This is a genomic window from Pseudomonas sp. NyZ201 (genome assembly GCF_049860765.1).
In the GTDB taxonomy this organism is placed as follows: Bacteria; Pseudomonadota; Gammaproteobacteria; order Pseudomonadales; family Pseudomonadaceae; genus Aquipseudomonas; species Aquipseudomonas bharatica.
In genome coordinates, this window is record NZ_CP187557.1 from 1504837 (window position 1) to 1530568 (window position 25732).

The window sequence follows — 25732 nt, forward strand, 5'->3', positions numbered from 1 at the left end:
GGATTTTTTGTCCAACATCCGGGGCGCAGCTCAGATCCTTGTGGGAGCCGGCGTTGCCGGCGATGAGGCCGTCCCAGGCAAAAGAAAACCCCGCACTTGGCGGGGTTCCCGAATACAACGAACAACCAGCCGGTCAGTTACCCTTGACCGCCTTGCCATCCACCGTGCCGTCCTGCAGCACGATCACGTATTCCTTGCCATCGGTCTCGACCTGGCGCAGTTGCACCAGCAGGTAGTCCCAGTCCTTGGCGAACCACAGCTCGGTGATGCGCTTGCTCTGGCTTGGATCGCGGACGCGCTCGACCTTGATCGCATCGACCTGGCCGGTCCGGGTGGTGACCTTCTCGGTGCCCAGTACGCGGAAGTCGTAGGTGTCGATCTCGTCGCCATCGACTACCTGGTAGCTCACGCTTTTCTTGCCGGCAGCCACGTCATGCTGCAGCGCCAGCTGGTAGGTGGACTTGTCCAGTACGCCACGGTTGAGCGGCAGCTTCACCGCGTCGCCACGGTCGGTGCCGGTGATGACCTTCTGCGACCAGTCGAAGTCCAGGTCGACTTTCTTGGCCTTGCCCAGGCCGCCACGTTCGAAGTGATAGCTCTGCGGCAGCAGGGTGTCCTTGTCCAGCGACAGGGTGCTTTGCTCGGTCAGGCTGGCGATCATCATCGACGCCTTGAAGTTGAGGCTCCAGGTGCCGTTGGCGTTCTTTTCCAGGCTGCGTTCGGCAGTGCCGCTCATGGGCAGTTGCTTCCAGTCGGCGGTATAGCTGGCCGAGAAGGGTTTCAGCTCGGCTGCCTGAAGCGGCAGTGCGAGCACGGCGAGGGCGAGAAGCAGGGCGCGACGCATAAAATCTCCTAGGGTCGAATCAAGTGGCCGCTGGCCGCCAGGGGCTGGCCATCCAGTAGAGCACCGCTTTCACCGAGGCGCAAACGGCCTGCGGCGAACCAGCTCACTGCCAGCGGGTAGATCTGGTGTTCCTGGCTGTGAACCCTCTGCGCCAGGGTCTCTGGCGTGTCATCCGGGGCCACCGGGATGATTGCCTGTACGACCAGCGGCCCGCCATCGAGTTCCTCGGTGACGAAGTGCACGCTGCAGCCATGCTCGGCATCACCCGCCTCCAGCGCGCGCTGGTGGGTGTGCAGGCCCTTGTACTTGGGCAGCAGGGAAGGGTGGATATTCAGCAGGCGCCCGGCGTAGTGGCGGACGAAGTCGGCGCTGAGGATGCGCATGAAGCCGGCGAGCACTACCAGTTGCGGCGAGAAGGCATCGATCCGCTCGATCAGGGCCTGGTCGAAGGCTTCGCGGCCGTCGAACGCCTTGTGATCGAGCACGGCGGTGTCGATGCCGGCGTCACGGGCGCGCTGCAGGCCGTAGGCATCGGCGCGGTTGGAAATCACGGCGCGGATCCGGACCGGGGAATCCCCGGCACGGGCGCTGTCGATCAGGGCTTGCAGGTTGCTGCCGGAACCCGACAGCAACACCACCACATCGCACTTCGTGGTGGGCATCAGTGTGCCTTGACGTTCTTCAGCTCGACCTGGGCGGCGCCCTCGGCGGCCACGCCGATCTGGCCGATCACCCAAGGCTGCTCACCGGCCTGGCGCAGGCTGTTCAGGGCGGTTTCGACCTGGTCCTGGGCCACGCAGATGACCATGCCAACGCCGCAGTTCAGCACGCGGTGCATTTCGTGCTCGTCGACATTGCCTTGCTCTTGCAGCCAGTTGAAGACCGCAGGGCGCTCCCAGCTCGCCACGTCGACGATCGCCTGGGCGCCTTTTGGCAGGACGCGCGGGATGTTGTCCAGCAGGCCGCCGCCGGTGATGTGGGCCATGGCCTTGACCGCGCCGGTCTCCTTGATCAGCTTGAGCAGCGGCTTGACGTAGATGCGGGTCGGCGCCATCAGCAGTTCGGTCAGCGGTTTGCCGTCCAGTTGCACCTGCTCGATGTCGGCACCGGAGACTTCGATGATCTTGCGGATCAGCGAGTAGCCGTTGGAGTGCGGGCCGGAGGATGGCAGGGCGATCAGGGCGTCACCGGTGGCGACCTTCGAACCGTCGATGATCTCGGCCTTTTCCACAACACCCACGCAGAAGCCGGCCAGGTCGTAGTCTTCGCCTTCGTACATGCCCGGCATCTCGGCGGTTTCACCGCCGACCAGCGAGCAGCCGGCCAGTTCGCAGCCGGCGCCGATGCCGGTGACCACGGTGGCGGCCACATCGACGTTGAGCTTGCCGGTGGCGTAGTAGTCGAGGAAGAACAGCGGCTCGGCACCACAGACCACCAGGTCGTTGACGCACATGGCGACCAGGTCCTGGCCGATCGAGTCGTGCTTGTTCAGGTTCAGCGCCAGGCGCAGCTTGGTGCCGACGCCGTCGGTGCCGGAGACCAGGACGGGTTGCTTGTAGCCGGCCGGGATTTCACAGAGGGCGCCAAAGCCGCCCAGGCCGCCCATGACTTCCGGGCGCGCGGTGCGCTTGGCCACGCCTTTGATGCGTTCGACCAAGGCTTCGCCGGCGTCGATGTCTACACCGGCGTCCTTGTAGCTAAGGGAGGGTTGCTTGCTCATGTGATCCAGGCCTTTAGGAGGGAGGGATTCGGGGAAATCGACCCTGACCTGCCAGGCTGCGGGGAAAACTGGATCCGCCTGCCCGACCGTCAGTGGTCTGCGAAGGCGCGCGATTTTATCAGGGTTGCCCGGCAGCGGCCATCCTCAGGCCGACGGGCAGGGCCTGAATATAAGGAAAAAACATGAATCACCGCGGGCGGGTGGTTGCCTTGTCGCGGCCTGTATAAGGTATAGGAGGTGAAACAGCGCCCACCCAGTGAATTTTGCGCTGTGGCGAGGGTCTTGGCTTCACGCTGGACTTCGCTTCTTTCTATATCTGGACAGGAATCCTTCATGCCTTTGCGTTCATATCTGTTCGGTTGCTGCGTTGCCCTGTTCGCCGTGGCGGCCCAGGCCGAAAGCGTCTCCGGGCTGTACCAGGTGCGCGAGCCGTTGGCCGGGCAGGGTGCCGATGCCCGCGCCCAGGCTACCCAGGCGGCGCTGGACACCCTGGTCCTGCGCCTGACCGGCGATCCCAAGGCGCCGCAGAATCCCGGGCTTGCCGAATTGCGCAAGGACCCGCAACAGATCATCAGCCAGTTCGGCACCGAGGCCGGTCCGCCGGAAACCCTGCTGGTGGACTTCGACCCCGGCAGCACCGAGCGTGCCCTGCGCAAGGCCGGGCTGGCCCTGTGGGGCAGCAACCGTCCGGCGATCCTCGGCTGGTGGTTGAACGACAGCACCGAGGGCTCCAGCCTGGTCGGCGATGGCCAGAGCAATGCCGAAGTGCTGCGCCGTGCCGCCCAGCACCGTGGCCTGCCGCTGCGCCTGCCACTGGGCGACCTGGAGGAACAACTGGTCGCCACGCCGAAGAATCTCGAAGGTACTGACCCTTCGCCGCTGCAGGCCGCTTCCGGGCGCTACGCTGCCGACGCGCTGCTGGCGGTGCATGCCAGCGAAGCCGATGGCAAGTGGAATGGCACCTGGCGCCTGTGGCTGGGCGAGCAGCGTGAACAGGGCAAGGTCGAGGGCGCAGACCAGGCGGCCGTGGCCGATGCCGTGATGCTCGCGGTGAGCCAGCGCCTGGCGCCGCGTTTCGTGGCCAGGCCGGGGGCCAGCAGCGAGCAGCAGGTCCAGGTCCAGGGCATGAACCTGGAGCGCTATGCCGAGCTGGGCCGGGTGCTCGAACCGTTCGGTGGTCGGGTCATCGAGGTGCAGGGCGATGTCATGACCTGGAAGGCCACCGGCAGCAGCGACCAATTGCGGGCCCAGCTGGGGCTGGCGAAACTGCAGGAAGTGCCAGCCGATGCTGCCCAGGTGGCTGCACCGGCAGCTGCGACGCCCGCCGGGCCAGGTGCGCAACCGGCACCAGCACCGGCCCCGTTCACCGGCCTGCGTTTTCGCTGGTAAGGAGCCGTCGCGATGATCGACCTGCGCCGCTGGATGTGGCCTATCGCGCTGCTGGTGCTAGGCATTCTTCTCTATCTTCTGCACGGCATCCTTTCGCCCTTCCTGGTCGGGATACTCCTGGCCTACCTGGGCGATCCACTGGTGGATCGCCTGGAACGCATGGGCTTGTCGCGTACCGCCGGGGTGGCGGTGGTCTTCGCCTTGTTCAGCCTGGTCCTGCTGGCGATGCTGCTGGTGCTGATTCCGATGCTGGCCAAGCAACTGGTGCGCCTGTACGAAGTCGCGCCGCAGATGCTCGACTGGCTGCAGCACGTGGCGCTGCCCTGGGTCCAGGTCAAGCTGGGCCTGGCCGACGGTTTCTGGAAATTCGACAAGGTCAAGGCCGCCATCAGCGCCCATATGGGCCAGACCACCGATATCGTCGGCGTGGTGCTGTCCCAGGTCACCGCCTCCGGCCTGGCGCTGGTCGGCTGGCTGGCCAACCTGGTGCTGATCCCGGTGGTGGGCTTCTACCTGTTGCGTGACTGGGACCTGATGATGGCCAGGCTGCGCAGCCTGCTGCCGCGCCAGCGCGAGCCGCAGGTGGTGGAGCTGGCGGGGGAATGCCACGAGGTGCTCGGCGCCTTCGTTCGCGGCCAGTTGCTGGTGATGCTGGCCCTGGGCGTGATCTACGCCTCGGGGTTGATGCTGGTGGGGCTGGAGCTGGGCCTGCTGATCGGCCTGCTGGCCGGGCTGGCGGCGATCGTACCCTACATGGGCTTCATCATCGGGATCGGCGCGGCGATGGTCGCCGGGCTGTTCCAGTTCGGTGTCGATCCCTATCCGCTGCTGGGTATCGTGGCCGTGTTCATGGTCGGCCAGGCGCTGGAGGGGATGGTCCTGACCCCGCTGCTGGTTGGCGACCGCATCGGCCTGCATCCGGTGGCGGTGATCTTCGCCATTCTTGCCGGTGGCGAGCTGTTCGGCTTTACCGGGGTGCTGCTGGCCCTGCCGGCAGCGGCGGTGATCATGGTGCTGCTGCGTCATATGCATGACTTCTATAAGAAGTCGGACATGTATGGCGAGGAGATCGATCCGCATCTCTAGGCTGCTCTGCAAGCCTTTGATTTTCTTCGCTCATTGTGCGACCGACGGCGCAGGTATAGACTTTGCAAACTTTTACCAAGGGCCCTTTGCGGTTCCTCGCGACCGCCCAGCCAGCATGAAACCGATCCAGTTGCCCCTGGGTGTGCGTCTGCGCGATGACGCCACCTTCATCAACTACTATCCGGGTGCCAACGCCGCAGCATTGGGCTACGTCGAGCGACTCTGCGAAGCCGACGCCGGCTGGACCGAAAGCCTGATCTACCTGTGGGGCAAGCAGGGGGTCGGGCGTACTCATCTGTTGCAGGCCGCCTGCCTGCGTTTCGAGCAACTGGGCGAGCCCGCCGTCTACCTGCCGCTGGCGCAACTGCTCGATCGGGGTGTCGAACTGCTGGACCATCTGGAGCAGTACGAGCTGGTGTGCCTCGACGACCTGCATGTGATCGCCGGCAAGCCGGAGTGGGAAGAGGCCATGTTCCATCTCTTCAATCGCCTGCGCGACAGCGGCCGGCGCCTGTTGCTGGCGGCGTCCGCCTCGCCGCGGGAGTTGCCGATCAAGCTACCCGACCTCAAGTCGCGCCTGACCATGGCCCTGATCTTCCAGATGCGCGCCCTGTCCGACGAAGACAAACTGCGCGCCCTGCAACTGCGCGCGTCTCGCCGTGGCCTGCACATGACCGATGAAGTCGGGCATTTCATCCTTACCCGCGGTACTCGCAGCATGAGTGCGCTGTTCGACCTGCTGGAGCGCCTGGACCAGGCTTCCCTGCAGGAAAAACGCAAGCTCACCATCCCCTTCCTGAAGGAAACGTTGGGCTGGTAAACCGCGTCCTTGACCTGCCGCACATAAAAGTCACATTTTTTTCGATTGAATTTGCAAATCGAATCGATAGAAGGCATAGTCGCGACTTCATCAAATTCAAGACACGGTCGTGCCCATGCTGAATCGCTTCGCACCCCTCGTGCCCCTCGCACTCGTGACGCTGCTGTTTGGCTGCGCGGCTCATAGCCCGGCCCCGCAACAGCAGGATCACTTCTCCGTTTCCGCCAAGTCCGCTACCAAGTCCTCCGTCGAGACTTCCGTCTTCGAGGAAGAGCTGGCTACCGAGCAGGATCTGGAACAATTCTCCAGCAGCAAGTCCTACCAGCTGCCCGCCCTGGCCGACAGCATCCTCGAGCGCGGCATGTCGCTGATCGGTACCCGCTACCGCTTCGGTGGCACCTCCGAGCAGTCGGGCTTCGATTGCAGCGGCTTCATCGGTTACCTGTTCCGCGAGGAAGCCGGCATGACCCTGCCGCGTTCGACCCGCGAGATGATCAACGTCGATGCGCCGCTGGTTTCGCGCAACAACCTCAAGCCCGGTGACCTGCTGTTCTTCAGCACCAACGGTCGCGGGCGCGTCAGCCATGCCGGCATCTACCTGGGCGACAACCAGTTCATCCATTCCAGCAGCCGCCGCAGCGGTGGTGTGCGGATCGACAGCCTGGGTGATCGCTACTGGAGCAAGACCTTCATCGAGGCCAAGCGCGCCCTGGCCCTGGCGCCGCCGGCAGCGACCACGACACTTTCGCGCAACTAAGCGATTCGCAGCGGTGTCAGACACACGGCGACTATGCTGAAAAGCTAGTCGCCGTGCGTGTTTACAGAAAACGTCTAATCTGATTTCTCACCACTTATTCCGGCCCCGCGCCGGGCTCCTTCAGACAGGATGTTCTGATGAAGACGATGATGGCGCGTTCAGCGGTATTGTCCCTGGCAGCACTGCTCGGTGCCTGCTCCAGCCAGGCTCCGACCCCGGCCCCGGTGGTCCAGCCGGCCTATGTTCCTGCCCAGATCAGCTACTCGCCAGCCGCTGAGGACGTGCTTTTCCGCGCCCTTGGCCTGGTCGGCACGCCCTATCGCTGGGGCGGCAATACGCCGGATTCCGGCTTCGATTGCAGTGGCCTGATCGGTTATGTCTACCGCGATGCGGCAGGTATTTCCCTGCCACGTTCGACCCGCGAGATGATCGTCATGCGTGCTCCGGACGTTCAGCGTGATGCGCTGCAATCGGGGGATGTGGTGTTCTTTGCGACGAACGGTGCGAGCCAGGTGAACCACGCTGGCATCTACGTCGGGGAAGGGCGCTTCGTGCATGCTCCATCCACCGGTGGGACGGTGCGGCTGGATTATCTGTCGAACAACTACTGGCAGAAGTCTTACCTGAATGCGAAGCGGGTGTTGATGGCGCCTGCACATCTGGCACATAACCCGTAGGAAGGGCGTACGCGGACCTTGTGGGAGCGGGTTCACCCGCGATGCGGTGGTGAATTCACCGACGTCATCGCGGGTGAACCCGCTCCTACAAGGTCCGCGTACGCCCGTTAGTTCGTCCTGCTCACCCGCCACACCACATTCCCCACATCATCCGCCACCAGCACTCCACCCCTCTGGTCAGTGACCACGCCCACGGGCCTGCCCATGGCCTTGCCCTCTTCGTTCAAGAAGCCCGTCAGCAGGTCCACCGGTTTACCCGCAGGTTTGCCTTCGCTATTGAACGGCACGAAAAGAACCTTGTAGCCACTGTGCGGCTTGCGGTTCCACGAGCCATGCTGGCCGATGAACGCACCCTGGTCGAACGGCGGCGGCAGTGCCCCGGCCTCGGCGAAGGCCAGGCCCAGCGAGGCGGTATGGGGGCCGACCGCATAGTCGGGGGCGATGGCCTTGGCCACCAGGTTGGGATCCTGCGGGTCTACCCGCACATCCACGTGCTGGCCGTAATAGCTGTAGGGCCAGCCATAGAAGGCTCCATCCTGCACCGAGGTGATGTAGTCCGGTACCAGGTCACTGCCGATCTCGTCGCGTTCGTTCACGGCGGTCCATAGCTGTCCGCTGTGCGGCTCCCAGGCCAGGCCGTTGGGGTTGCGCAGGCCGGAAGCGAAGATCCGGTGCTGGCCGGTGGCCGGGTCCACTTCCCAGATCGCCGCACGTCCTTCTTCCTTGTCCATGCCGTTCTCGGCCACGTTGCTGTTGGAGCCGACGGTGACGTAGAGCTTGCTGCCGTCCTTGCTGGCGATCACGTTCTTGGTCCAGTGGTGGTTCAGCGGCCCGCCCGGCAACTCGGTGACCGGCTCGCCGGTGCCATTCAGCGAGGTGGCGCCCTCCTGGTACTTGAAGCGCAGCAGGCGGTCGGTATCGGCAACGTACAGGTCATTGCCGACCAGGGCCATGCCGAAGGGTGAATTGAGATCCTTGAGGAATACCGTGCGGGTTTCCGCCACGCCATCCTTGTCAGCATCGCGCAGCAGGGTGATGCGGTTGGCGCTGGGCACCCCGGCGCCGGCCTTGGCCATGACCTTCTTCATCACCCAGCCGCGGATGCCCTTGCTGTCCTCGGGCTTCTCCGGCGCGTTGGTTTCCGCCACCAGTACGTCGCCGTTGGGCAGGACATACAGCCAGCGCGGATGGTCCAGGCCATCGGCGAACGCGGCCACCCGCGTGCCCTGGGCCGCCTTGGGCGTGCTGCCGTCGGGCCAGCCCACCGCCGGGGCGATGTTCACCGTGGGGATCAGGGTCTTGTTCGGCTCCGGCAATTGCGGCGAAGGGCCGCTGCCATCCGTGACCTGGAGGCGGGCGGATTCGCCGCAGGCGGTCAGGCCGGTGGTGATGGCCAGCAGGATGGCGAGGCGCAGGGTGGGCATGGTCTGACTCCTTGGGAAGATCCTAAGAAGTCAGAGATTGAATCATGCAGGGAGGTTCAATTACCGGGGACCGCTCCAAGGCAGCCCAAAGTATTTCAGGCCTGCTTCAGGAGCAGCGCCACTCCCGGATAGTACTGCCCCACCTCGTCATGCAACTTGCGATACCCATACGGAAAACACCAGGCAATCGCACAGGCGGTGTGCTTTTGCAGATCGTCCACCAGGTCCTGCAACTCCTCCGGGCTGGCATGCTGCCCCAGCTTGCTCGGGCTGACGAACAGTGCCGCGATCTTCAACTGGCTCGGATAGGCGATGGCCTTGGCCTGCGTGGCCGTCTCCTGCAGCGCCCCGTCCAGGTCCAGGCGTCCGACCCTGGGCCAGCGCTGCTGGGCGTGCAGGTAGGCGGATTCATCCTTGCTGGCGATCAGCAGGTCGCAGTGCGCGGCGCGGTCGCCGTCATCCCGCTGTTTCTTGCTCTGGTAACCCTGCAAGGTCACCAGCTCGGCCTGCCAGAGCGCCGCCGAAAACAGCCCCAGGTTGCCTTGCATCCCTTGCCAGTACGGACCTTCGTTGTCGCCCAGGGTCTGGTTGAAACGTTCGATGCATTCGCCCCAGCGTTCAAGTGCCGGACGCAGGAACTCCAGGCGAGGATTATTGATGATCAGGCCTTGCATGCTGCTCTCCTTGGTCATTGTTGTACGAGCTACAGCTACAGCGAAAAATCATGGCAATGTGATATCACTGGCTTGGAGTGTGGCACAACGTGAAAGTTGCGCCGTTGGTCGCAATGTGATGGGTGTCTCCAATTGACGCTCCGGGCCCAACCCTCTAACCTTCGCGACGTGTTTCAGGTGCCCCGTGACTGCAAGGTCGACCGGGTGAAACAGGGAAGCCGGTGCGACTCCGGCGCTGCCCCCGCAACGGTAAATCGAGTCAAGACCGCGCATGGCCACTGGGTGTTCGAACCCGGGAAGGCGCCCGGTCAGGATCGCCCGGCGATCCGCTCGTGAGCCCGGAGACCGGCCTGCAAACAGTCAACGGCACCACGGCGGGTGGTGCGCGGTTCTCCGGGCCCTTGCGCCCGGTGCCAGCGCGTCCCTCCGTGCCCCCATCCCCTCAGCTGTCGCCGCTTGGCGTCAGTGGCCCGCGGAGACCCCCGATGAGCGAATCCCCCGAACGTGACCAACGCCACCTGGCGCGCATGCAGCGCAAGAAGGCGGTGATCGACGAGCGTATCGCCAATGCCCCCAACGAATGCGGCCTGCTGCTGGTGCTCAGTGGCAACGGCAAGGGCAAGAGCAGCTCGGCCTTCGGCATGCTCGCCCGGGCCATGGGCCACGGAATGCAATGCGGCGTGGTGCAGTTCATCAAGGGGCGCAATGCCACCGGCGAGGAACTGTTCTTCCGGCGCTTTCCCGAGCAGGTGCGCTATCACGTCATGGGTGAGGGGTTCACCTGGGAAACCCAGGACCGCCAGCGCGATATCGCCGCTGCCGAGGCTGCCTGGGAAGTGTCCCGACAACTGTTGCGCGACCCGCAGATCGGTTTCGTCGTGCTCGATGAACTGAATATCGCCCTCAAGCACGGCTACCTCGACCTCGACAGCGTGCTCGCCGACCTCCAGGCCCGCCCGCCGATGCAGCATGTGATCGTTACTGGTCGCGGCGCCAAGGACGAAATGATCGAGCTGGCCGATACGGTCACCGAGATGGGCATGGTCAAGCACGCGTTCCAGGCCGGCATCCGCGCGCAGAAGGGCGTCGAACTATGAGCGACACCCGGCATTGCCCGGCGGTGCTGATCGCCGCGCCGGCTTCCGGCCAGGGCAAGACCACCGTCACTGCCGCCCTGGCCCGCTTGCATCGCAACCAGGGGCGCAAGGTCCGCGTGTTCAAGTGCGGCCCGGACTTTCTCGACCCGATGATCCTCGAACGGGCCAGCGGTGCCCCGGTGTACCAGCTCGACCTGTGGATGGTCGGTGCCGAGGAAAGCCGGCGCCTGCTCTGGGAAGCGGCGGGCGAGGCCGACCTGATCCTGATCGAAGGGGTGATGGGGTTGTTCGACGGCACGCCGTCCAGCGCCGACCTCGCCCGTCACTTCGGCGTGCCGGTACTGGCGGTGATCGACGGTACCGCCATGGCCCAGACCTTCGGCGCCCTGGCACTGGGCCTGGCCCGTTATCAGCCCGACCTGCCCTTTGCCGGCGTGCTCGCCAACCGGGTTGGCTCGCTGCGCCATGCACAACTGCTCGAAGGCAGCCTGACCGAAGGCTTGCGCTGGTACGGCGGCCTGTCCCGGGAAACCGGGATCGAGTTGCCGAGTCGCCACCTCGGCCTGGTCCAGGCCAGCGAACTGACCGACCTCGACCTGCGCCTCGACGCTGCTGCCAAGGCCCTGGGTGATAGTTGCCAGTCCTCCTTGCCGCCGCCCGTGGCCTTCGAGCAGCCCGCTCCCCGGCCTATCGAGCCCATGCTGGAAGGCGTGCGCATCGCCGTGGCTCGTGACGAAGCCTTTGCCTTCACCTATGGCGCCAGCCTCGACCTGCTGCGGGAGATGGGCGCCGAGCTGCGCTTCTTCTCGCCGATCCATGATGGCGAACTGCCGGACGCCGAAAGCCTGTACCTGCCGGGCGGCTATCCGGAGTTGCATCACCATGCCCTGGCCGCCAACGCACCGATGCTGGCGGCGATCCGTGCCCATCACCAGGCCGGCAAGCCGCTGCTGGCCGAATGCGGTGGCATGCTTTACCTGCTCGAAGCCCTGACCGATGTCGCCGGCGAACGGGCCGAACTGGCCGGCCTCCTGCCGGGCGAGGCGAACATGCAGAAGCGCCTTGCCGCCCTGGCATTGCAGAGCGTGGAATTGCCGGAAGGCACGCTGCGCGGCCATACCTATCACCATTCCCTGACCAGCACCGCACTGGAGCCCATCGCCCGGGGCCAGAGCCCCAATGGCGGGCGCGGCGCGGAAGCGGTGTACCGTATCGGCCGGCTGACGGCCTCCTACGTGCACTTCTACTTTCCGTCCAACCCCGCTGCGCTGGCGGTGCTGCTGGCGCCATGAACGAGCACGCCTACAGCGAGGCCGAGCGAGCGGCCATCTACCGGGCCATTGGCGAACGTCGCGATATGCGTCATTTCAGTGGTGGCGAGGTGGCGCCGGAGCTCCTTGCGCGCCTGCTCGAGGCGGCGCACCAGGCACCCAGCGTCGGCCTGATGCAGCCCTGGCGTTTTATCCGCATCACCCAGCGCGCGTTGCGCCAGCGTATCCAGGCCCTGGTCGAGGACGAGCGCCTGCGCACCGCCGAGGCCCTCGGCCAGCGCTCCGACGAGTTCATGCAACTCAAGGTGGAAGGCATCAACGATTGCGCCGAACTGCTGGTGGCGGCGCTGATGGACAAGCGCGAGGCACATATCTTTGGCCGCCGCACCCTGCCGGAGATGGACCTGGCCTCGCTGTCCTGCGCGATCCAGAATCTCTGGCTGGCCGCCCGCGCCGAAGGCCTGGGCATGGGCTGGGTGTCGCTGTTCGATCCGCAGGCCCTGGCCGACCTGCTGCACATGCCCGCCGGGGCCAAGCCCCTGGCGATACTCTGCCTCGGCCCGGTCCATGAGTTCTATCCGGCGCCTATGCTCGCGCTGGAAGGCTGGACCACGCCCCGGCCGCTGGCCGACATGCTGTTTGAAAACCAATGGGGAGAAGCCGAATGAGTGTGGCCTTGCTGACCGTGGCCGGGGTGGCGCTGGATGCGCTGCTGGGCGAGCCGCGGCGCTGGCATCCGCTGGTGGCCTTCGGCCGTTTCGCCGGGCGCCTGGAACAACGCTTCAATTCCGGCGGGCGCGGCTGGCGCAGTCATGGCGTCACGGCCTGGTTCCTTGCGGTGATTCCGTTGACCCTGCTGGCGACCGCGTTGTCCTGGTTGCCTTATATCGGCTGGCTGGTGGAGATTCTCGCGCTGTACTGCGCCCTTGGCCTGCGCAGCCTTGGCGAGCATGTGCAGCCGGTGGCCGATGCCCTGCGCGGCGGCGACCTGGACGAGGCGCGCAAGCGGGTCGGCTACCTGGTCAGCCGGGAAACCGCCGAACTCGATGAGACCGCCGTGGCCCGCGCTGCCACCGAATCGGTGCTGGAGAATGGCAGCGATGCGGTATTCGCTGCGCTGTTCTGGTTCGTCATCGCCGGCGCGCCGGGCGTGGTGCTCTATCGCCTGAGCAACACCCTGGACGCCATGTGGGGTTACCGCAACGAGCGTTTCGAACGCTTCGGCTGGGCGGCGGCGCGGATCGACGATGTCCTCAACTATGTGCCGGCGCGGCTGGTGGCGCTGACCTACGCGCTGCTCGGCAAAACCCGTCTGGCGCTGAAGTGCTGGCGCCAGCAGGGCCCGAAGTGGGACAGCCCGAATGCGGGGCCGGTGATGGCTTCCGGCGCCGGTGCGCTGGGTGTCGAACTGGGTGGTTCGGCTGTCTATCACGGCGAGCTGCACGAACGCCCGCAACTAGGCGAAGGCCCGCCAGCGGACGCCGGCGCCATCGAACGCGGCTGGCAACTGGTCTGCAAGGGCGTGTGGCTGTGGTTGCTGCTGCTGTGCCTGGGAGCGGAATTCTATGCTTGAACACGGTGGCCGCCTGCTGCGGGCGATCGAACACTACGGTATCCCCCGTAAGGACTGGCTGGACCTGTCCAGCGGCATCGCGCCCTGGGCCTTCCCGGTTCCCGAAATTCCCTTGCGCGCCTGGGCACGCCTGCCGGAGACCGATGATGGTCTGGAGCAGGCCGCCGCTGCCTACTACGGCGTCAGCACACTGCTGCCGGTGGCCGGTTCCCAGGCGGCGATCCAGGCCCTGCCGCGCTTGCGGGCGCGAGGCAACGTCGGTGTGGTTTCGCCGTGCTATGCCGAGCATGCCGCTGCCTGGCGCCGGGCCGGGCATCATCTGTCGGAACTGGGCGAAGATCAGGTCGAGGCGCGGCTGGATGATCTCGACGTGCTGGTGCTGGTCAATCCGAACAACCCCACCGGACGTCTGTTCGGCCCGGAAACCCTGCTTGGCTGGCATGAGCGCCTGGCCCGGCGGGGTGGCTGGCTGCTGGTGGACGAAGCCTTCATGGACAACACCCCGGCCCACAGTATTGCGGCGTTCAGCCAGCGGCCGGGGCTGATCGTGCTGCGTTCGTTCGGCAAGTTCTTCGGCCTGGCCGGGGTGCGCCTCGGTTTCGTGCTGGCCGAAACGGCGCTGTTGCGCGCCCTGGCGGAAGAGCTGGGGCCTTGGTCGATCAGCGGGCCGACCCGGGTCCTCGGGCAGGCGAGCTTCGCCGACAGTGAAAGCCAGCGCGTGCAGACCGAACGCTGCGCCACCGCCAGCGCCCGTCTCGCCGCCTTGCTGGCGTCCGCCGGCCTGGCGCCCGCCGGTGGCTGTGACCTGTTCCAGTACCTGCGCCACGACCAGGCGGCGCTGTTCCACGATTTCATGGCGCGGCGCGGCATTCTCCTGCGCCTGTTCGACCACCCTCCGGGCCTGCGCTTCGGCCTGCCTGCCGACGAAGCCGACTGGCAACGCCTGGCCGCTGCGCTGGCCGCCTACCGCAAGGAACAGCCATGACCACCCTGATGGTGCAGGGCACCACCTCCGATGCCGGCAAAAGTACCCTGGTCACTGCGCTGTGCCGCTGGCTGAAACGCCAGGGCGTCGGCGTGGTGCCGTTCAAGCCGCAGAACATGGCGCTCAACAGCGCGGTCACCGCCGACGGCGGCGAGATCGGTCGGGCCCAGGCGGTGCAGGCCCAGGCCTGCGGGCTGGAGCCGCATACCGACATGAACCCGGTGCTGCTCAAGCCCAACAGCGACACCGGGGCGCAGGTCATCGTCCATGGCCGCGCGGTCACCAGCATGAATGCGGTGGCCTATCACGACTACAAGGCCATCGCCATGCAGGCGGTACTCGCTTCGCACCAGCGCCTGAGCGCCGCGTATCCCGTGGTGATGGTGGAAGGTGCCGGCTCGCCGGCCGAGATCAACCTGCGTGCCGGCGATATTGCCAACATGGGCTTTGCCGAGGCGGTGGATTGCCCGGTGATCCTGGTTGCCGATATCAATCGCGGCGGGGTGTTCGCCCATCTGGTCGGTACCCTGGAACTGCTGTCGCCGAGCGAGCAGGCACGGGTCAAGGGGTTCGTCATCAACCGCTTCCGGGGTGACATCGCCTTGCTCCAGCCCGGCCTCGACTGGCTGGAAGAGCGCACCGGCAAGCCGGTACTGGGCGTGCTGCCCTACGTGATGGACCTGCACCTGGAGGCCGAGGATGGTCTCGACCGCCGCCAGGGCGCCAAGGCGGCGCAGGTACTCAAGGTTATCGTTCCGGTGCTGCCGCGGATCAGCAACCACACCGACTTCGACCCGCTGCGCCTGCATCCCCAGGTGGACCTGCAATTCATCGGCCCGGGCGAGGCGATTCCGCCGGCCGACCTGATCATCCTGCCCGGCTCGAAAAGCGTGCGCGGCGATCTGGCGCAATTGCGCGAGCGCGGCTGGGAACAGGCGATTGCCCGCCACCTGCGCTATGGTGGCAAGCTGGTGGGAATCTGTGGCGGCCTGCAGATGCTCGGCCATGAGGTGCATGATCCGCTGGGGCTGGAAGGGCCCGCAGGGAGCAGCCCGGGGTTGGCGCTGCTGGACTACTCGACGGTGCTGGAGGCGCACAAGCAGCTGCGCAATGTCAGTGGCAGGCTGACCCTGGAACAGGCTGCGATCAGCGGCTACGAGATCCATGCCGGCGTCACCGAGGGGCCGGCCCTGGAGCGTCCGGCGGTGAAACTGGCCGACGGTCGCGACGACGGCGCCATCAGCGCCGATGGCCAGATCCTCGCCACTTATCTCCATGGCCTGTTCGAATCCCCCGACTCCTGTGCCGCGCTGTTGCGCTGGGCCGGGCTCGAACAGGTCGAGCGCATCGACTACCACGCCCTGCGCGAGCGGGACATCGAGCGCCTTGCCGATCTGGTCGACAAGCACCTGGACCCGGCGCACCTTCGTCAACTCTGCGGGCTCGACTGACATGCTCAACCTGATTCTCGGTGGCGCCCGTTCGGGCAAAAGCCGCCTGGCCGAACAACGTGCCCAGGCCAGCGGCCTGGCGGTGACCTATATCGCCACCAGCGAACCCCTCGACGGTGAAATGAATGCCCGGGTGCAACTGCACCGCGAGCGGCGCCCGGCCGAATGGGCGCTGATCGAAGAGCCACTGGCGCTGGCTTCGGTATTGCGCGCCCATGCCGCCGCCGACCGCTGCCTGCTGGTGGACTGCCTGACCCTGTGGCTGACCAACCTGCTGATGCTCGAAGACCCCGCGCGCCTGGCGGCCGAGCGCGATGCGCTGCTCGAATGCCTGGACCAGCTGCCGGGGGAAATCATCCTGGTCAGCAACGAAACCGGCCTGGGCGTGGTGCCCCTGGGTGAACTGACCCGGCGCTATGTCGATGAGGCCGGCTGGTTGCACCAGTCTGTCGCCGAACGCTGCCAGCGGGTGATCCTCACCGTCGCCGGCCTGCCGCTCTATCTCAAAGGAACCCAATCATGACCCACGCCTGGTGGCTCGATCCATGCCGCGCGCCGGACGAACAGATACGCGCCGAGGCCCTCGCGCGCCAGCAGCAACTGACCAAGCCGGCCGGCTCTCTGGGGCGGCTGGAACAGGTGGCGGTTGAGCTGGCAGCGTTGCAGGGGCAGCTCAAGCCAACGCTGGACCAAGTGTGGATCAGCATCTTTGCCGGTGACCATGGCGTGGTTGCCGAGGGTATCTCCGCCTATCCGCAGGAAGTCACCGGGCAGATGCTGCTGAACTTCGTCAGTGGCGGCGCGGCGATCAGCGTGCTCGCTCGCCAGCTGGATGCGCGGCTGGAAGTGGTGGACCTGGGGACGGTGAATCTCGGCCTCGATCTGCCGGGCGTGCTTCACCTGCGCATCGCGCCGGGTACCGCCAACTTTGCCCAAGCGCCGGCCATGACGGTGGAGCAGGGCGAGCGCGCCTTGCAGGGCGGTCGTGACAGCGCCTTGCGTGCGGTGCAGGCCGGGGCGCGCTTGTTTATCGGTGGCGAGATGGGCATCGGCAACACCACGGCAGCCAGCGCGCTGGCGTGCGCCTTGCTGGGCTGTGCGGCGGTCGAGCTCAGCGGCCCCGGGACCGGGCTGGATGCGGCCGGTGTGCGCCACAAGGCCGAAGTGATCGAGGCGGCCCTGCGCAAGCATGACGGGATCGCCGGCGACCCGTGGCAGGCATTGCTGCATGTCGGCGGGCTGGAAATCGCTGCACTCGCGGGCGCCTATCTGGCCTGTGCCCAGGAAGGTGTCGCGGTGCTGGTGGACGGCTTTATCTGCACCGTGGCGGCATTGCTGGCGGTGCGCTTGAATCCGTCGTGCCGGGCCTGGTTGTTCTTTGGTCACCGTGGTGCCGAGCCGGGTCATCGTCGGGTGCTGGCCGAGCTGGACGGCGAGCCGTTGCTGGAGCTGGGCCTGCGTCTGGGCGAGGGCAGCGGTGCGGCGCTGGCGGTGCCGCTGCTGCGCCTGGCCTGTGACCTGCATGGACAGATGGCGACCTTCGCCGAAGCGGCGGTGGCGGATCGGCCGGCATGATCCTCGACCTCTTGCGTCACGGCGAGACCGAGCTGGGTAGCGGCTTTCGCGGCAGTCTCGACGATGCCTTGACCGAACAGGGCTGGGCGCAGATGCAGGCGGCAGTGGCAGGTGGCGGGCCGTGGGATCGGCTGGTCAGTTCGCCGTTGCAGCGCTGTGCGCGGTTCGCCGAGCACCTGGCCGGGGAGCTTGCCTTACCGCTGGTGCTGGAACCGGGGATGCGGGAATTGCATTTCGGCGAATGGGAAGGGCGTACGGCGCTGCAACTGATGGAAGATCATGAGGCGGCGCTCGGCAAATTCTGGGCGGATCCTTACGCCTTCACGCCACCGGGTGGCGAGCCGGTGACTGACTTCTCCGAGCGCGTGCTGGCCAGCCTGGCGCGTTTGCAAACCACCTATGCTGGCGAACGGGTGTTGCTGGTGACCCATGGCGGCGTGATGCGCCTGTTGCTGGCACGGGCCCGAGGGTTGCCGAGGGAGCAGTTGTTGCAGGTGCAGGTGGGGCATGGGGCATTGCATCGGTTGCGTGTCGAGGCTGATAACCTGCAGGAAATCTGCTGAACGACACCGAACCTTGTGGGAGCGCGTTCACCCGCGATTGCGGCGGCGGATTCACTACCGTAATCGCGGGTGAACCCGCTCCCACAGGGGTACGTGTCGTGCTTTTGATTTTGTTCTTTCATGAGGGACTGGCCATGCTGCCATTCTGGATCGCCCTGCAATTTCTCAGCAGCCTGCCCGTCACGCTGCCGGGTATGCCGACCCCCGAGCAGAACGGCCGCTCGTTGCTGTTCTATCCGCTGGTCGGCCTGCTGTTCGGCGTCCTGCTCTGGGCCCTGGACGCCTTGCTGCAAGGTACCCAGCCACTGCTCCATGCGGCACTGCTGCTGAGCGCCTGGGTCATCCTCAGCGGCGGCCTGCACCTGGACGGCCTGGCCGACAGCGCCGATGCCTGGCTCGGCGGCTTCGGCGATCGCGAGCGCACCCTGGCCATCATGAAGGACCCGCGCAGCGGGCCGATTGCCGTGGTTACCCTGGTGCTGGTGCTGCTGCTGAAATTCTGTGCCTTGCTGGCGCTGGTCGAGGGCGGGCAGGGTGCGTTGCTGATCCTGGCGCCGGTGATCGGCCGGGCAGCGATGCTGGCGTTGTTCCTGAGTACGCCCTATGTGCGTCGGGGTGGGTTGGGGCAGGCCCTGAAGGATCATCTGCCGCGCAAAACCGCCTTGTGGGTCCTCGGCGTCAGTGCCGTGGGCTGTCTGCTGCTGGGGGGCTGGCTGCCGCTGCTGGTGGCGGCCGTGGCCTTCTTCGCCCTGCGTCGCTCCATGCTGCGGCGTCTTGGCGGCACCACCGGCGATACCGCTGGCGCCTTGCTGGAACTGCTTGAACTGGCCGTGGTTGTGACCCTGGCCTGCAATGTTTCGTAACTTTTCCTTGCGTCGCCGCTGATGCGGGTATATACACGCATTCATGTTGACCAGTACCTGCATCTGCACCCATCTGCGTCGCGCTGCCCGTGGGGTGAGCCGGCATTACGACGAGGCCCTCGAAGGCTTCGGCATCAATGTCGCCCAGTTTTCCCTGCTGCGGCACCTGCAACGCCTGGACAAGCCGAGTATCTCGACCCTGGCCGAAGCCATGGGGCTGGACCGCAGCACCCTGGGCCGCAACCTCAAGGTGCTGGAAGGCGAAGGCCTGGTGGCCCTGGCCGAAGGCAGCGACCTGCGCAATCGCGTGGTGCTGTTGACCGCCGAGGGTGCCGAGCGTTTGCGCAGTGCCGAACCGGCCTGGGAGAAAGCCCAGGAGGGCCTGGTACACACATTGGGAACGGACCAGCGCGATGAACTGATCCGCCTGCTGAAACAATTGGCCTGAGCTTTTTCACGACCTGAAGCGGGTATATACCCGCAATCTTGCGCAAACAGGAGAGAAGAACAATGACATCCGTATGGCGTACCAGCGGCTGGGTATTACTGGGGGCGGCCCTGATCCTGGCGCTGTCGCTGGGCGTGCGACACGGCTTCGGCCTGTTCCTGGCGCCGATGAGCGCCGAGTTCGGCTGGGGCCGCGGCGTGTTCGCCTTCGCCATCGCCCTGCAGAACCTGGTGTGGGGGCTGGCCCAGCCGTTTGCCGGGGCCCTGGCCGATCGCCTGGGTGCCGCGAAGGTGGTGATCATCGGCGGCATTCTCTACGCAGCCGGCCTGGTGCTGATGGGCTTGTCGGATTCGCCGGTGTCGCTGTCCCTGAGCGCTGGCCTGCTGATCGGGATCGGCCTGTCCGGCACCTCGTTCTCGGTGATTCTCGGCGTGGTCGGGCGCGCGGTGCCGGCGGAGAAACGCAGCCTGGCCATGGGCATCGCCAGCGCCGCCGGTTCCTTCGGCCAGTTCGCCATGCTTCCCGGTACCCTCGGCCTGATCAACTGGCTGGGCTGGTCCGTGGCCTTGCTGGTGCTGGGCCTGATGGTGGCCTTTATCGTGCCGCTGGTGGGCATGCTCAAGGACCGTCCAGTGGCGGCCCAAGGGCAGGAGCAGACCCTCGGCGAAGCGCTGCGCGAAGCCTGCTCGCACAGTGGTTTCTGGCTGCTGGCGCTGGGCTTCTTCGTGTGCGGTTTCCAGGTGGTCTTCATCGGCGTGCACCTGCCGGCCTACCTGGTCGACCAGCATTTGCCGGCAACCACCGGCACCACGGTGCTGGCCCTGGTCGGGCTGTTCAATATCGTTGGCACCTATACCGCCGGCTGGCTTGGCGGACGTATGTCCAAGCCGCGCCTGCTGACCGCGCTGTACCTGTTGCGGGCGGTGGTGATCGTGCTGTTCCTGTGGGCGCCGGTGACCCAGTTCAGTGCCTATCTGTTCGGTATCGCCATGGGGCTGTTGTGGTTGTCCACCGTGCCGCTGACCAACGGCACCGTGGCCACCCTGTTCGGTGTGCGCAACCTGTCGATGCTGGGCGGGATCGTCTTCCTCTTCCATCAGTTGGGCGCGTTCCTCGGCGGCTGGCTGGGCGGCGTGGTGTACGACCAGACCGGCAACTACGAGCTGGTCTGGCACATCTCCATCCTGCTCAGCCTGCTGGCCGGCGCCCTCAACTGGCCGGTACGCGAGCGCCCGGTAGCGCGCTTGCAGGCTGCATCGGCGTGAGCCTGCTGCGTGTCTGGCTGATCGGGCTGGGCCTGGCAATCCTGTTGCTGGGCCTGGCCTGGTGGGGCTGGCAGCGCGGCGGGCTGGCGCTGATGCAATTGGGCATGGGCGTTTGTTAGGCGTACTCTGAGTGTTCGTACAGCGAATGGAGAATCGTCATGCAAGCACGCCTGTTGATTGCCGCCCTGGCCTTGGGCGTTAGTGGCTTCGCCCTGGCCGACGGTTGCCCGGCCCTGCTCCAGGGCGACCTGCCCAAGCTGCGGGCCAAGGAAACCATCGATCTGTGCCAGCAGTTCGGCGGCAAGCCGCTGGTGGTGGTGAATACCGCCAGCTATTGCGGTTTCGCTCCCCAGTTCGAAGGGCTGGAAGCGGTGTACAAGGCGTATCACGGCCAGGGCCTGGAAATGCTGGGTGTGCCGTCCAACGACTTCAAGCAGGAAGACGCCGACAGCGAGAAGACCGCCAAGGTCTGCTATGCCAACTACGGCGTGACTTTCACCATGACCGAGGCGCAAAAGGTGCGCGGCGACGGCGCCATCCCGTTGTTCCGCGAGCTGGCCAGCCAGAGCACCGCGCCCAAGTGGAATTTCTACAAATACGTGATCGACCGCCAGGGCCGGGTGGTCGACAGTTTCTCCAGCCTGACCAAGCCGGACGATCCGAAATTCAGGGCTGCCATCGAACAGGCCATCGCCTCCAAGCCGTGAGCAGCTAGTTGCCCGAGTGCACGGTCAGGGCCACCAGCCTGACCACGATCGGGCGCACTACCAGCACGCAAGCGAAGGCTACCGGCATGGCGAGTTGGTAGGCCCTGAGCACGTTGCCCAGGTAATGCTGGTCAATGCCGCTGTTGGCTGCGGTGATGACGAAGCACATGAGCATCGCCATGATCGACGACATATACAGGGCGAACACATAGGGCGTGGCGCGGGCGCCAAGCTTGCGAGGGCGAATGCGGCTGGTGGTCCTTGATTGCATGCTGTTTCCTGCGGTGCCTGTGTTGGGATCGACGCAGGTTAGCAAGGTGCCTGGCAGGCAAGTAGACGGGCAGGCGTTTGGGCTTTATAAAGGAAAACTTACGAATCCTGCGGAGATCGCCGTGAACCTGCTGGGCCTGATCAAGAGCTTCATCAAGGTGGTCGAGGCTGGCAGCATCGCTGGCGGTGCACGCAGCCTCGGCCTGAGTGCGGCGGCGGTGAGCCAGAATATCGCCCGTCTGGAGGCTCATCTGCAGGTACGCCTGCTGTCGCGTACTACCCGCAGCATGGTGCTGACCCCCAGCGGTAGCCTCTACTACGACAAGGTGCGGCTGATCGAGCGTGACCTGGAAGACGCGCAACTGGCGGTCACGGCAACCGACAGCGAGCCACGCGGACGTTTGTGCATCGCCACCAGCTCGGCCTTCGGGCGTCATGTGCTGGCGCGGCTGATCCCGCAGTTCAGTGCGCTGTATCCCCATCTTTCAATCGAAATGCTTACGAGTGATGCCAAGGTCGATCATGCCCGGCAAGGGGTGGACGTCAGCCTGCGCATCACCCCGCAACTGGAAGATGGTTTGCTGGCCCGGCATATCGCCCAGGTGCCGTTCATTTGCTGTGCGTCGCCTGGCTACCTGGCACGTGAGGGCTGGCCGCAAAGTCCCGAGGAACTCAAGCAGCGCCGTTGCCTGGTGTTTCGCTATCCGGTGGATGGACGCTTCCTGCGTTGGGGCTTCGTGCGTGACGGCCTGCGCTTCGAGGCCGAGTTCGGCGATGTCTTGATCAGCGACGATATCGACGTACTGGCACAGATGGCGGTCCACGACGGCGGCATCACCCGGCTAGCCGAGTTCGTCGCCCGTCCCTGGTTGCAGCGTGGTGAGCTGGTACCGCTGTTCGAGGAGGAGGGTGGCGGGCGTGCCTATGCCCAGACCGAACCGATGGATATCTACCTGTGTGTCACCGATCGGTTTGCCATGACTCCGAAGGTCCGTGCCTTCATGGCGTTTCTCAAGGAGAACCTGGGCGACGAATGGAAGGTCAGGGCCTCCAGCTGAAATGAAAAAACCGCCAGCGAGGGCGGTTTTTTCATACAGCCGGCAGTGAAATCAGAAGCGGTAGGTCAGGGACGCGCCCAGGCCGTGTGCACTGTTTTCGTACTTGGCGCTGTAGGCCCCTTTGCTCGGGTCACGCAGATTGACCTTGGTGTCTTCTTCCCACAGGTAGGAGTAGGCCACGTCGATGGTCATGTCGTCGGTCGGAGACCAGCCAGCACCAACGCTGAAGATCTTGCGATCGCCAGTGGGGATGCGTGGCGAGCGGTTGACGTTGTTGGTCGGCGACTGGTCGACGGTGAAGCCGGTGCGCAGGGTCCATTCCTTGTTCAGCTTGTAGGACGCGCCGATGGCGTGGGCCCAGGTGTCGTGCCAGTTCTGCTCTTCGCTGATGGTGCCCAGGTTCGCGCGCAGAGGGGCCGGTACGCCGTCGTTCTTGACGGTGATGGCCTCCAGGCGGCTCCAGCGGGTCCAGGTGCTGCCCGCGTAGAGGGTCCATTGGTCATCCAGCTCGTGGGTGACGGACAGGTCTACGGATTCCGGGGTCTTGATGTTCAGCGAAGCGTCGAACTTGGCGCCGTTGAACGGGCCGAAGCCGGTGCCCTGGATCTTGGTGTCGCCCTTGAGCTTGTAGTCGACCATCGAGTGGTAGGTCAGGCCGACGCGGGTGCTGTCGGTGGCCTGGACCAGCAGGCCGATGTTGTAGCCGACGGCGGTGTCGTCGCCGGAGATCTTCACCTTGCCGTCGTTGCGGCCCAGGCTTGCGGTGTTCAGCGTGGCCGACTCGAGGGCGCCGTCGATGCGGTTGATGGTCGGGCCGAAACCGATCGAGACCTTGTCGTTGAAGGCGTAGCTGACGGTCGGCTGGAAGGTGACCACCTGGACTTCCGACTTGCTGCCGAAGTAGCGGCCGGCGAAGCCGTGTTCGTAGTCGGTGATCAGGCCGAACGGCACGTAGACGCCGAAGCCGACGCTCCAGTGATCGTCGATCGGCTTGACGTAGTAGCCCATCGGGACGCCAACCACGGGAACCATGTCGCCGTCGTTGCTGCCGCCGAAGGTGCCACGGCCATCCTTGATGTCGGTCTTGGCGATCACGGCAGCGCCGCCGACGGTGATTTGTTCGCGTTTCAGGCGGGACATGCCGGCAGGGTTGCCGTACACGGTGCTGGCATCATCGGCAGTAGAAGAACGACCGGCGAAACCGGTGCCCATGCCGCTGACACTTTGTTCGTTGAGTGCGAAACCGCTGGCGAGCAGGTGGGAGGAAGCCAGGGTTACCGCAATGGCGAGGGTGCTTTTGATGAGTGTGACTTTTTTCATTATTAGAAACTCCAGGGGATCACCGGGGCGCAAATTACCAACATTTTCCGGAGCGCGCTATAGCCCCTATCGCGGGAGATAGGCGCATTTTGTAGGACAATCCGACCAAAATTGGCATTTATTCCGTTTGGTGTTGTAGGTGTTTTCCTAACATGCCTGACGTTCCACGGGTGCGATGCAGGCCTGCCAGGCCTGGGTGAAGTCGCGCAGCCGGCCTTGCGGCTGGAAAATCTGACGCCAGACCTTGGCCAGTCCGAGCAGGTCGTCGGGTTCCGGCAGATGCGGCGCCTGCTCTTCGATCAGCATCCATGCGATGGCGGTGGCATAACGCAGGTTCACCGTCAGTTCCAGGTGCGGGCCGTTGAGAAAAGCATGCTGACTAGCCAGACCGCGGACGAGGCTGGCCAGTTCCGGATCGCGTGCGAGAAAGTGATCCCAGACCGATTGGTGACGCATTTCCGCGATGCGGTACAAGCCGTGACCACGGCGATCGTGAAGTGCGGCGCCCAGGGCCGACTGGCTGGCGGCGATCCCCAGCAACAGGGCTTCGGCGCAGGGGCTATGGCGGTCCAGGTAGATCAGCGTCGGCCGGATCACGTATTGGCTCAACTCGCTCGCGGCGATTCCCATGATGCCCTCGAACAGAAAAGTGGCCGGCGGGACGCTGGTGCTTGGCAGCAGGGTGGGTCGGAGTCAGGCCCGCCGGAAGCGGACAGGGCCGCTTGAGTTGAAGTGTAGTGTCATATTCCGGCTGTAAAGGGCTGTTTTTAAATCGTTTCCGGCATCTGTTCATAAGCCATATGCCGAACGGTACTTAAAAATGCGGGGATATTTGCGCAATGCGGGAGGGTGTGGCGGATAGCGAAAGCCCCTCGGATGAGGGGCTTTGGAGAGAGTGGTCCATCAGGCGATCAACGCCTGACGGGTCCGGTCGATCACCGCCTGCAGCGGCTCGGCACGGGTGTATTGCTCGGGGTAGAGGCGTTCGCTGTGCTGGGCGATGCCGTGTTCATCGACCAGGGTAAAGCTGAAGCTGTTCTTGCGCGAAGCAAGGATGATGCAGTTCAGCGGCGCGAAGGCCTGGGACAGGGTGCGGATGGCCGCTTGGGTATGAGCGTTGTGAGTCATCATTGTTTTGGACGTTCCTGCATGAGATACGGCTAGTTTGAGCCGTATATGTTTCAAACGTTCCAGTGACGCGTGCCTTTGGCGGGCAGGATGCGGCAGAACCCCTGGAACAGGGCAGCCAGTGAACGAGCGCAATATAAAAGGTGGCGCCTTGGGCTGACTGGTAGGTACTTCGGAAGACGGGCAACACGCCAGGGCAATAGGTTCTGTGCCCCTGGGTGAGGATCCTGTTCAGTCTGCTGGAGGGCTCGGCAGGGCGGTATGGATATGCCTGGGGAGCTTTTCGGTTGGCGGGTCCTGGTTTCAGCAGGATGGCCCATTCCTTTGAGATGGAGGGGCGATGCTGCAAGGACTGCTTTGGCCAGAATTGACTTTCAGCTTGGTACTAACGGCGGCGAAGATACCGGCTTCCGCTCTCGCTGGCAAGTGGTTTTCATCTTTCGTCCGGCGAGCCGGGCATTATCTCGATTTTATACAGCGCTGGGAAGCCCCGTGTAAGACTGCGAATGCCCGTGATGGTGCGCTGGATCGCTTCGCTTTGGGGCGCTTGTACACACTTGGGGCGCCCCTTGTCACCACCGGGTCATGCCCCTGCATGGGTGCCCCATTGACCGGTCGGATCCGACAAGTCAATGAAAAAAAACACTTTTTTTAGCTGGTGAAAAAATCGTCAGTTTGAGCGCAGGCCCCATTCTATCGGGGTTTGCGGGGTGTATGAGGCGGTTGTCCACTGAGTTATCCACAGCTTCTGTGGATTGTCCCGGGCG

29 protein-coding genes and 1 riboswitch are annotated in these 25732 nt (G+C 64.9%); of the genes, 20 read left to right on the top strand and 9 right to left on the bottom strand.

Going from position 1 to position 25732, the window contains the following annotated elements:
• Positions 1 to 133: 133 nt before the first annotated feature.
• From ACPFMA_RS06935 to purM, 3 genes are read right to left on the bottom strand one after another with little or no spacing between them, the layout of a single operon-like run.
• Entirely contained in the window at positions 134 to 844 is a 711-nt protein-coding gene (locus ACPFMA_RS06935) for a DUF3108 domain-containing protein (RefSeq protein ID WP_009407376.1), read from the bottom strand.
• Between the two features lie 8 nt (positions 845 to 852).
• Positions 853 to 1506: a phosphoribosylglycinamide formyltransferase gene (gene purN, locus ACPFMA_RS06940; RefSeq protein ID WP_009407377.1), complete on the bottom strand. Its 654-nt coding sequence runs from the start codon at positions 1504 to 1506 to the stop codon at positions 853 to 855.
• Entirely contained in the window at positions 1506 to 2564 is a 1059-nt protein-coding gene (gene purM / locus ACPFMA_RS06945) for a phosphoribosylformylglycinamidine cyclo-ligase (protein ID WP_009407380.1), read from the bottom strand. Before purM ends, purN begins: the two co-directional genes overlap by 1 nt.
• Before the next feature lie 333 nt (positions 2565 to 2897).
• On the opposite strand from purM, the gene ACPFMA_RS06950 reads away from it, so the two are divergent.
• The 5 genes from ACPFMA_RS06950 (at position 2898) to ACPFMA_RS06970 (ending at position 7293) form a co-directional block, all read left to right on the top strand.
• Positions 2898 to 3953 (top strand): DUF2066 domain-containing protein, encoded by a 1056-nt coding sequence (locus tag ACPFMA_RS06950; RefSeq protein WP_064305016.1) that lies wholly within the window; start codon positions 2898 to 2900, stop codon positions 3951 to 3953.
• A 12-nt stretch (positions 3954 to 3965) separates the two neighbouring features.
• Positions 3966 to 5039 carry an AI-2E family transporter gene (locus ACPFMA_RS06955; RefSeq protein ID WP_425929893.1) on the top strand — a complete coding sequence of 358 codons (1074 nt, stop codon included), beginning with the start codon at positions 3966 to 3968 and terminating at the stop codon, positions 5037 to 5039.
• A 115-nt stretch (positions 5040 to 5154) separates the two neighbouring features.
• Positions 5155 to 5859, top strand: coding sequence for a DnaA regulatory inactivator Hda (gene hda / locus ACPFMA_RS06960; RefSeq protein ID WP_009407385.1), 705 nt, complete (start codon positions 5155 to 5157; stop codon positions 5857 to 5859).
• Positions 5860 to 5974: 115 nt separating this feature from the next.
• Entirely contained in the window at positions 5975 to 6616 is a 642-nt protein-coding gene (locus tag ACPFMA_RS06965; RefSeq protein ID WP_279897959.1) for a C40 family peptidase, read from the top strand.
• A 137-nt stretch (positions 6617 to 6753) separates the two neighbouring features.
• Positions 6754 to 7293 (top strand): NlpC/P60 family protein, encoded by a 540-nt coding sequence (locus ACPFMA_RS06970; protein ID WP_081263301.1) that lies wholly within the window; start codon positions 6754 to 6756, stop codon positions 7291 to 7293.
• A gap of 107 nt (positions 7294 to 7400) precedes the next feature.
• On the opposite strand, the gene ACPFMA_RS06975 is transcribed toward ACPFMA_RS06970, so the two are convergent.
• Together ACPFMA_RS06975 and ACPFMA_RS06980 are read right to left on the bottom strand one after the other, a co-directional pair.
• Positions 7401 to 8717: a PQQ-dependent sugar dehydrogenase gene (locus ACPFMA_RS06975; protein ID WP_420059280.1), complete on the bottom strand. Its 1317-nt coding sequence runs from the start codon at positions 8715 to 8717 to the stop codon at positions 7401 to 7403.
• A 95-nt stretch (positions 8718 to 8812) separates the two neighbouring features.
• Complete coding sequence (locus ACPFMA_RS06980; protein WP_425929894.1) at positions 8813 to 9391, bottom strand: hypothetical protein; 579 nt, start codon at positions 9389 to 9391, stop codon at positions 8813 to 8815.
• A gap of 158 nt (positions 9392 to 9549) precedes the next feature.
• Positions 9550 to 9759, top strand: a riboswitch (cobalamin riboswitch).
• 117 nt (positions 9760 to 9876) lie between these two features.
• Between ACPFMA_RS06980 and cobO the strand changes: the two genes are divergently transcribed.
• From cobO to ACPFMA_RS07050, 14 genes are all read left to right on the top strand, one after another.
• The gene (cobO, locus tag ACPFMA_RS06985; protein WP_420059278.1) at positions 9877 to 10488 is read left to right on the top strand and encodes a cob(I)yrinic acid a,c-diamide adenosyltransferase; all 612 of its coding nucleotides are present in this window, start codon (positions 9877 to 9879) and stop codon (positions 10486 to 10488) included.
• Complete coding sequence (locus tag ACPFMA_RS06990; protein ID WP_425929895.1) at positions 10485 to 11780, top strand: cobyrinate a,c-diamide synthase; 1296 nt, start codon at positions 10485 to 10487, stop codon at positions 11778 to 11780. The genes cobO and ACPFMA_RS06990 overlap by 4 nt, the downstream gene beginning before the upstream one ends.
• Positions 11777 to 12427, top strand: a complete 651-nt coding sequence (gene bluB, locus ACPFMA_RS06995) for a 5,6-dimethylbenzimidazole synthase (protein WP_064305010.1) — start codon at positions 11777 to 11779, stop codon at positions 12425 to 12427. Before ACPFMA_RS06990 ends, bluB begins: the two co-directional genes overlap by 4 nt.
• Complete coding sequence (cbiB, locus tag ACPFMA_RS07000) at positions 12424 to 13332, top strand: adenosylcobinamide-phosphate synthase CbiB (RefSeq protein ID WP_064305009.1); 909 nt, start codon at positions 12424 to 12426, stop codon at positions 13330 to 13332. Before bluB ends, cbiB begins: the two co-directional genes overlap by 4 nt.
• Positions 13325 to 14317 carry a threonine-phosphate decarboxylase CobD gene (gene cobD / locus ACPFMA_RS07005; protein ID WP_064305008.1) on the top strand — a complete coding sequence of 331 codons (993 nt, stop codon included), beginning with the start codon at positions 13325 to 13327 and terminating at the stop codon, positions 14315 to 14317. Before cbiB ends, cobD begins: the two co-directional genes overlap by 8 nt.
• Positions 14314 to 15768 (top strand): cobyric acid synthase, encoded by a 1455-nt coding sequence (locus ACPFMA_RS07010; protein ID WP_425929896.1) that lies wholly within the window; start codon positions 14314 to 14316, stop codon positions 15766 to 15768. The genes cobD and ACPFMA_RS07010 overlap by 4 nt, the downstream gene beginning before the upstream one ends.
• Before the next feature lies 1 nt (position 15769).
• The gene (gene cobU, locus ACPFMA_RS07015) at positions 15770 to 16291 is read left to right on the top strand and encodes a bifunctional adenosylcobinamide kinase/adenosylcobinamide-phosphate guanylyltransferase (RefSeq protein WP_009407407.1); all 522 of its coding nucleotides are present in this window, start codon (positions 15770 to 15772) and stop codon (positions 16289 to 16291) included.
• Positions 16288 to 17343 carry a nicotinate-nucleotide--dimethylbenzimidazole phosphoribosyltransferase gene (gene cobT, locus ACPFMA_RS07020; protein WP_064305006.1) on the top strand — a complete coding sequence of 352 codons (1056 nt, stop codon included), beginning with the start codon at positions 16288 to 16290 and terminating at the stop codon, positions 17341 to 17343. Before cobU ends, cobT begins: the two co-directional genes overlap by 4 nt.
• The gene (gene cobC, locus ACPFMA_RS07025; RefSeq protein ID WP_425929897.1) at positions 17340 to 17906 is read left to right on the top strand and encodes an alpha-ribazole phosphatase family protein; all 567 of its coding nucleotides are present in this window, start codon (positions 17340 to 17342) and stop codon (positions 17904 to 17906) included. The genes cobT and cobC overlap by 4 nt, the downstream gene beginning before the upstream one ends.
• Positions 17907 to 18040: 134 nt before the next feature.
• The gene (locus ACPFMA_RS07030) at positions 18041 to 18769 is read left to right on the top strand and encodes an adenosylcobinamide-GDP ribazoletransferase (protein ID WP_064305004.1); all 729 of its coding nucleotides are present in this window, start codon (positions 18041 to 18043) and stop codon (positions 18767 to 18769) included.
• Positions 18770 to 18812: 43 nt separating this feature from the next.
• The gene (locus tag ACPFMA_RS07035) at positions 18813 to 19217 is read left to right on the top strand and encodes a MarR family winged helix-turn-helix transcriptional regulator (RefSeq protein WP_064305003.1); all 405 of its coding nucleotides are present in this window, start codon (positions 18813 to 18815) and stop codon (positions 19215 to 19217) included.
• Between the two features lie 62 nt (positions 19218 to 19279).
• A complete protein-coding gene (locus tag ACPFMA_RS07040; protein ID WP_064305002.1) occupies positions 19280 to 20482 on the top strand; it encodes an MFS transporter in 1203 nt (400 codons plus the stop codon).
• On the top strand, positions 20479 to 20601 hold the full coding sequence (locus ACPFMA_RS07045; protein ID WP_009407416.1) for a hypothetical protein: 123 nt from the start codon (positions 20479 to 20481) through the stop codon (positions 20599 to 20601). Before ACPFMA_RS07040 ends, ACPFMA_RS07045 begins: the two co-directional genes overlap by 4 nt.
• A gap of 39 nt (positions 20602 to 20640) precedes the next feature.
• Positions 20641 to 21189, top strand: a complete 549-nt coding sequence (locus ACPFMA_RS07050) for a glutathione peroxidase (protein ID WP_064305001.1) — start codon at positions 20641 to 20643, stop codon at positions 21187 to 21189.
• A 4-nt stretch (positions 21190 to 21193) separates the two neighbouring features.
• Here ACPFMA_RS07050 and ACPFMA_RS07055 read toward each other — a convergent pair whose 3' ends face one another.
• Positions 21194 to 21460, bottom strand: a complete 267-nt coding sequence (locus ACPFMA_RS07055) for a DUF2798 domain-containing protein (RefSeq protein WP_009407418.1) — start codon at positions 21458 to 21460, stop codon at positions 21194 to 21196.
• A gap of 121 nt (positions 21461 to 21581) precedes the next feature.
• On the opposite strand from ACPFMA_RS07055, the gene ACPFMA_RS07060 reads away from it, so the two are divergent.
• Complete coding sequence (locus ACPFMA_RS07060) at positions 21582 to 22517, top strand: LysR family transcriptional regulator (RefSeq protein ID WP_064304999.1); 936 nt, start codon at positions 21582 to 21584, stop codon at positions 22515 to 22517.
• 51 nt (positions 22518 to 22568) lie between these two features.
• Here ACPFMA_RS07060 and ACPFMA_RS07065 read toward each other — a convergent pair whose 3' ends face one another.
• From ACPFMA_RS07065 to ACPFMA_RS07075, 3 genes are all read right to left on the bottom strand, one after another.
• Positions 22569 to 23837, bottom strand: coding sequence for an OmpP1/FadL family transporter (locus tag ACPFMA_RS07065; protein ID WP_064304998.1), 1269 nt, complete (start codon positions 23835 to 23837; stop codon positions 22569 to 22571).
• 147 nt (positions 23838 to 23984) lie between these two features.
• A complete protein-coding gene (locus ACPFMA_RS07070; RefSeq protein ID WP_064304997.1) occupies positions 23985 to 24467 on the bottom strand; it encodes a hypothetical protein in 483 nt (160 codons plus the stop codon).
• 273 nt (positions 24468 to 24740) lie between these two features.
• Positions 24741 to 24965, bottom strand: coding sequence for a hypothetical protein (locus tag ACPFMA_RS07075; RefSeq protein WP_037062346.1), 225 nt, complete (start codon positions 24963 to 24965; stop codon positions 24741 to 24743).
• Positions 24966 to 25732: the final 767 nt, after the last annotated feature.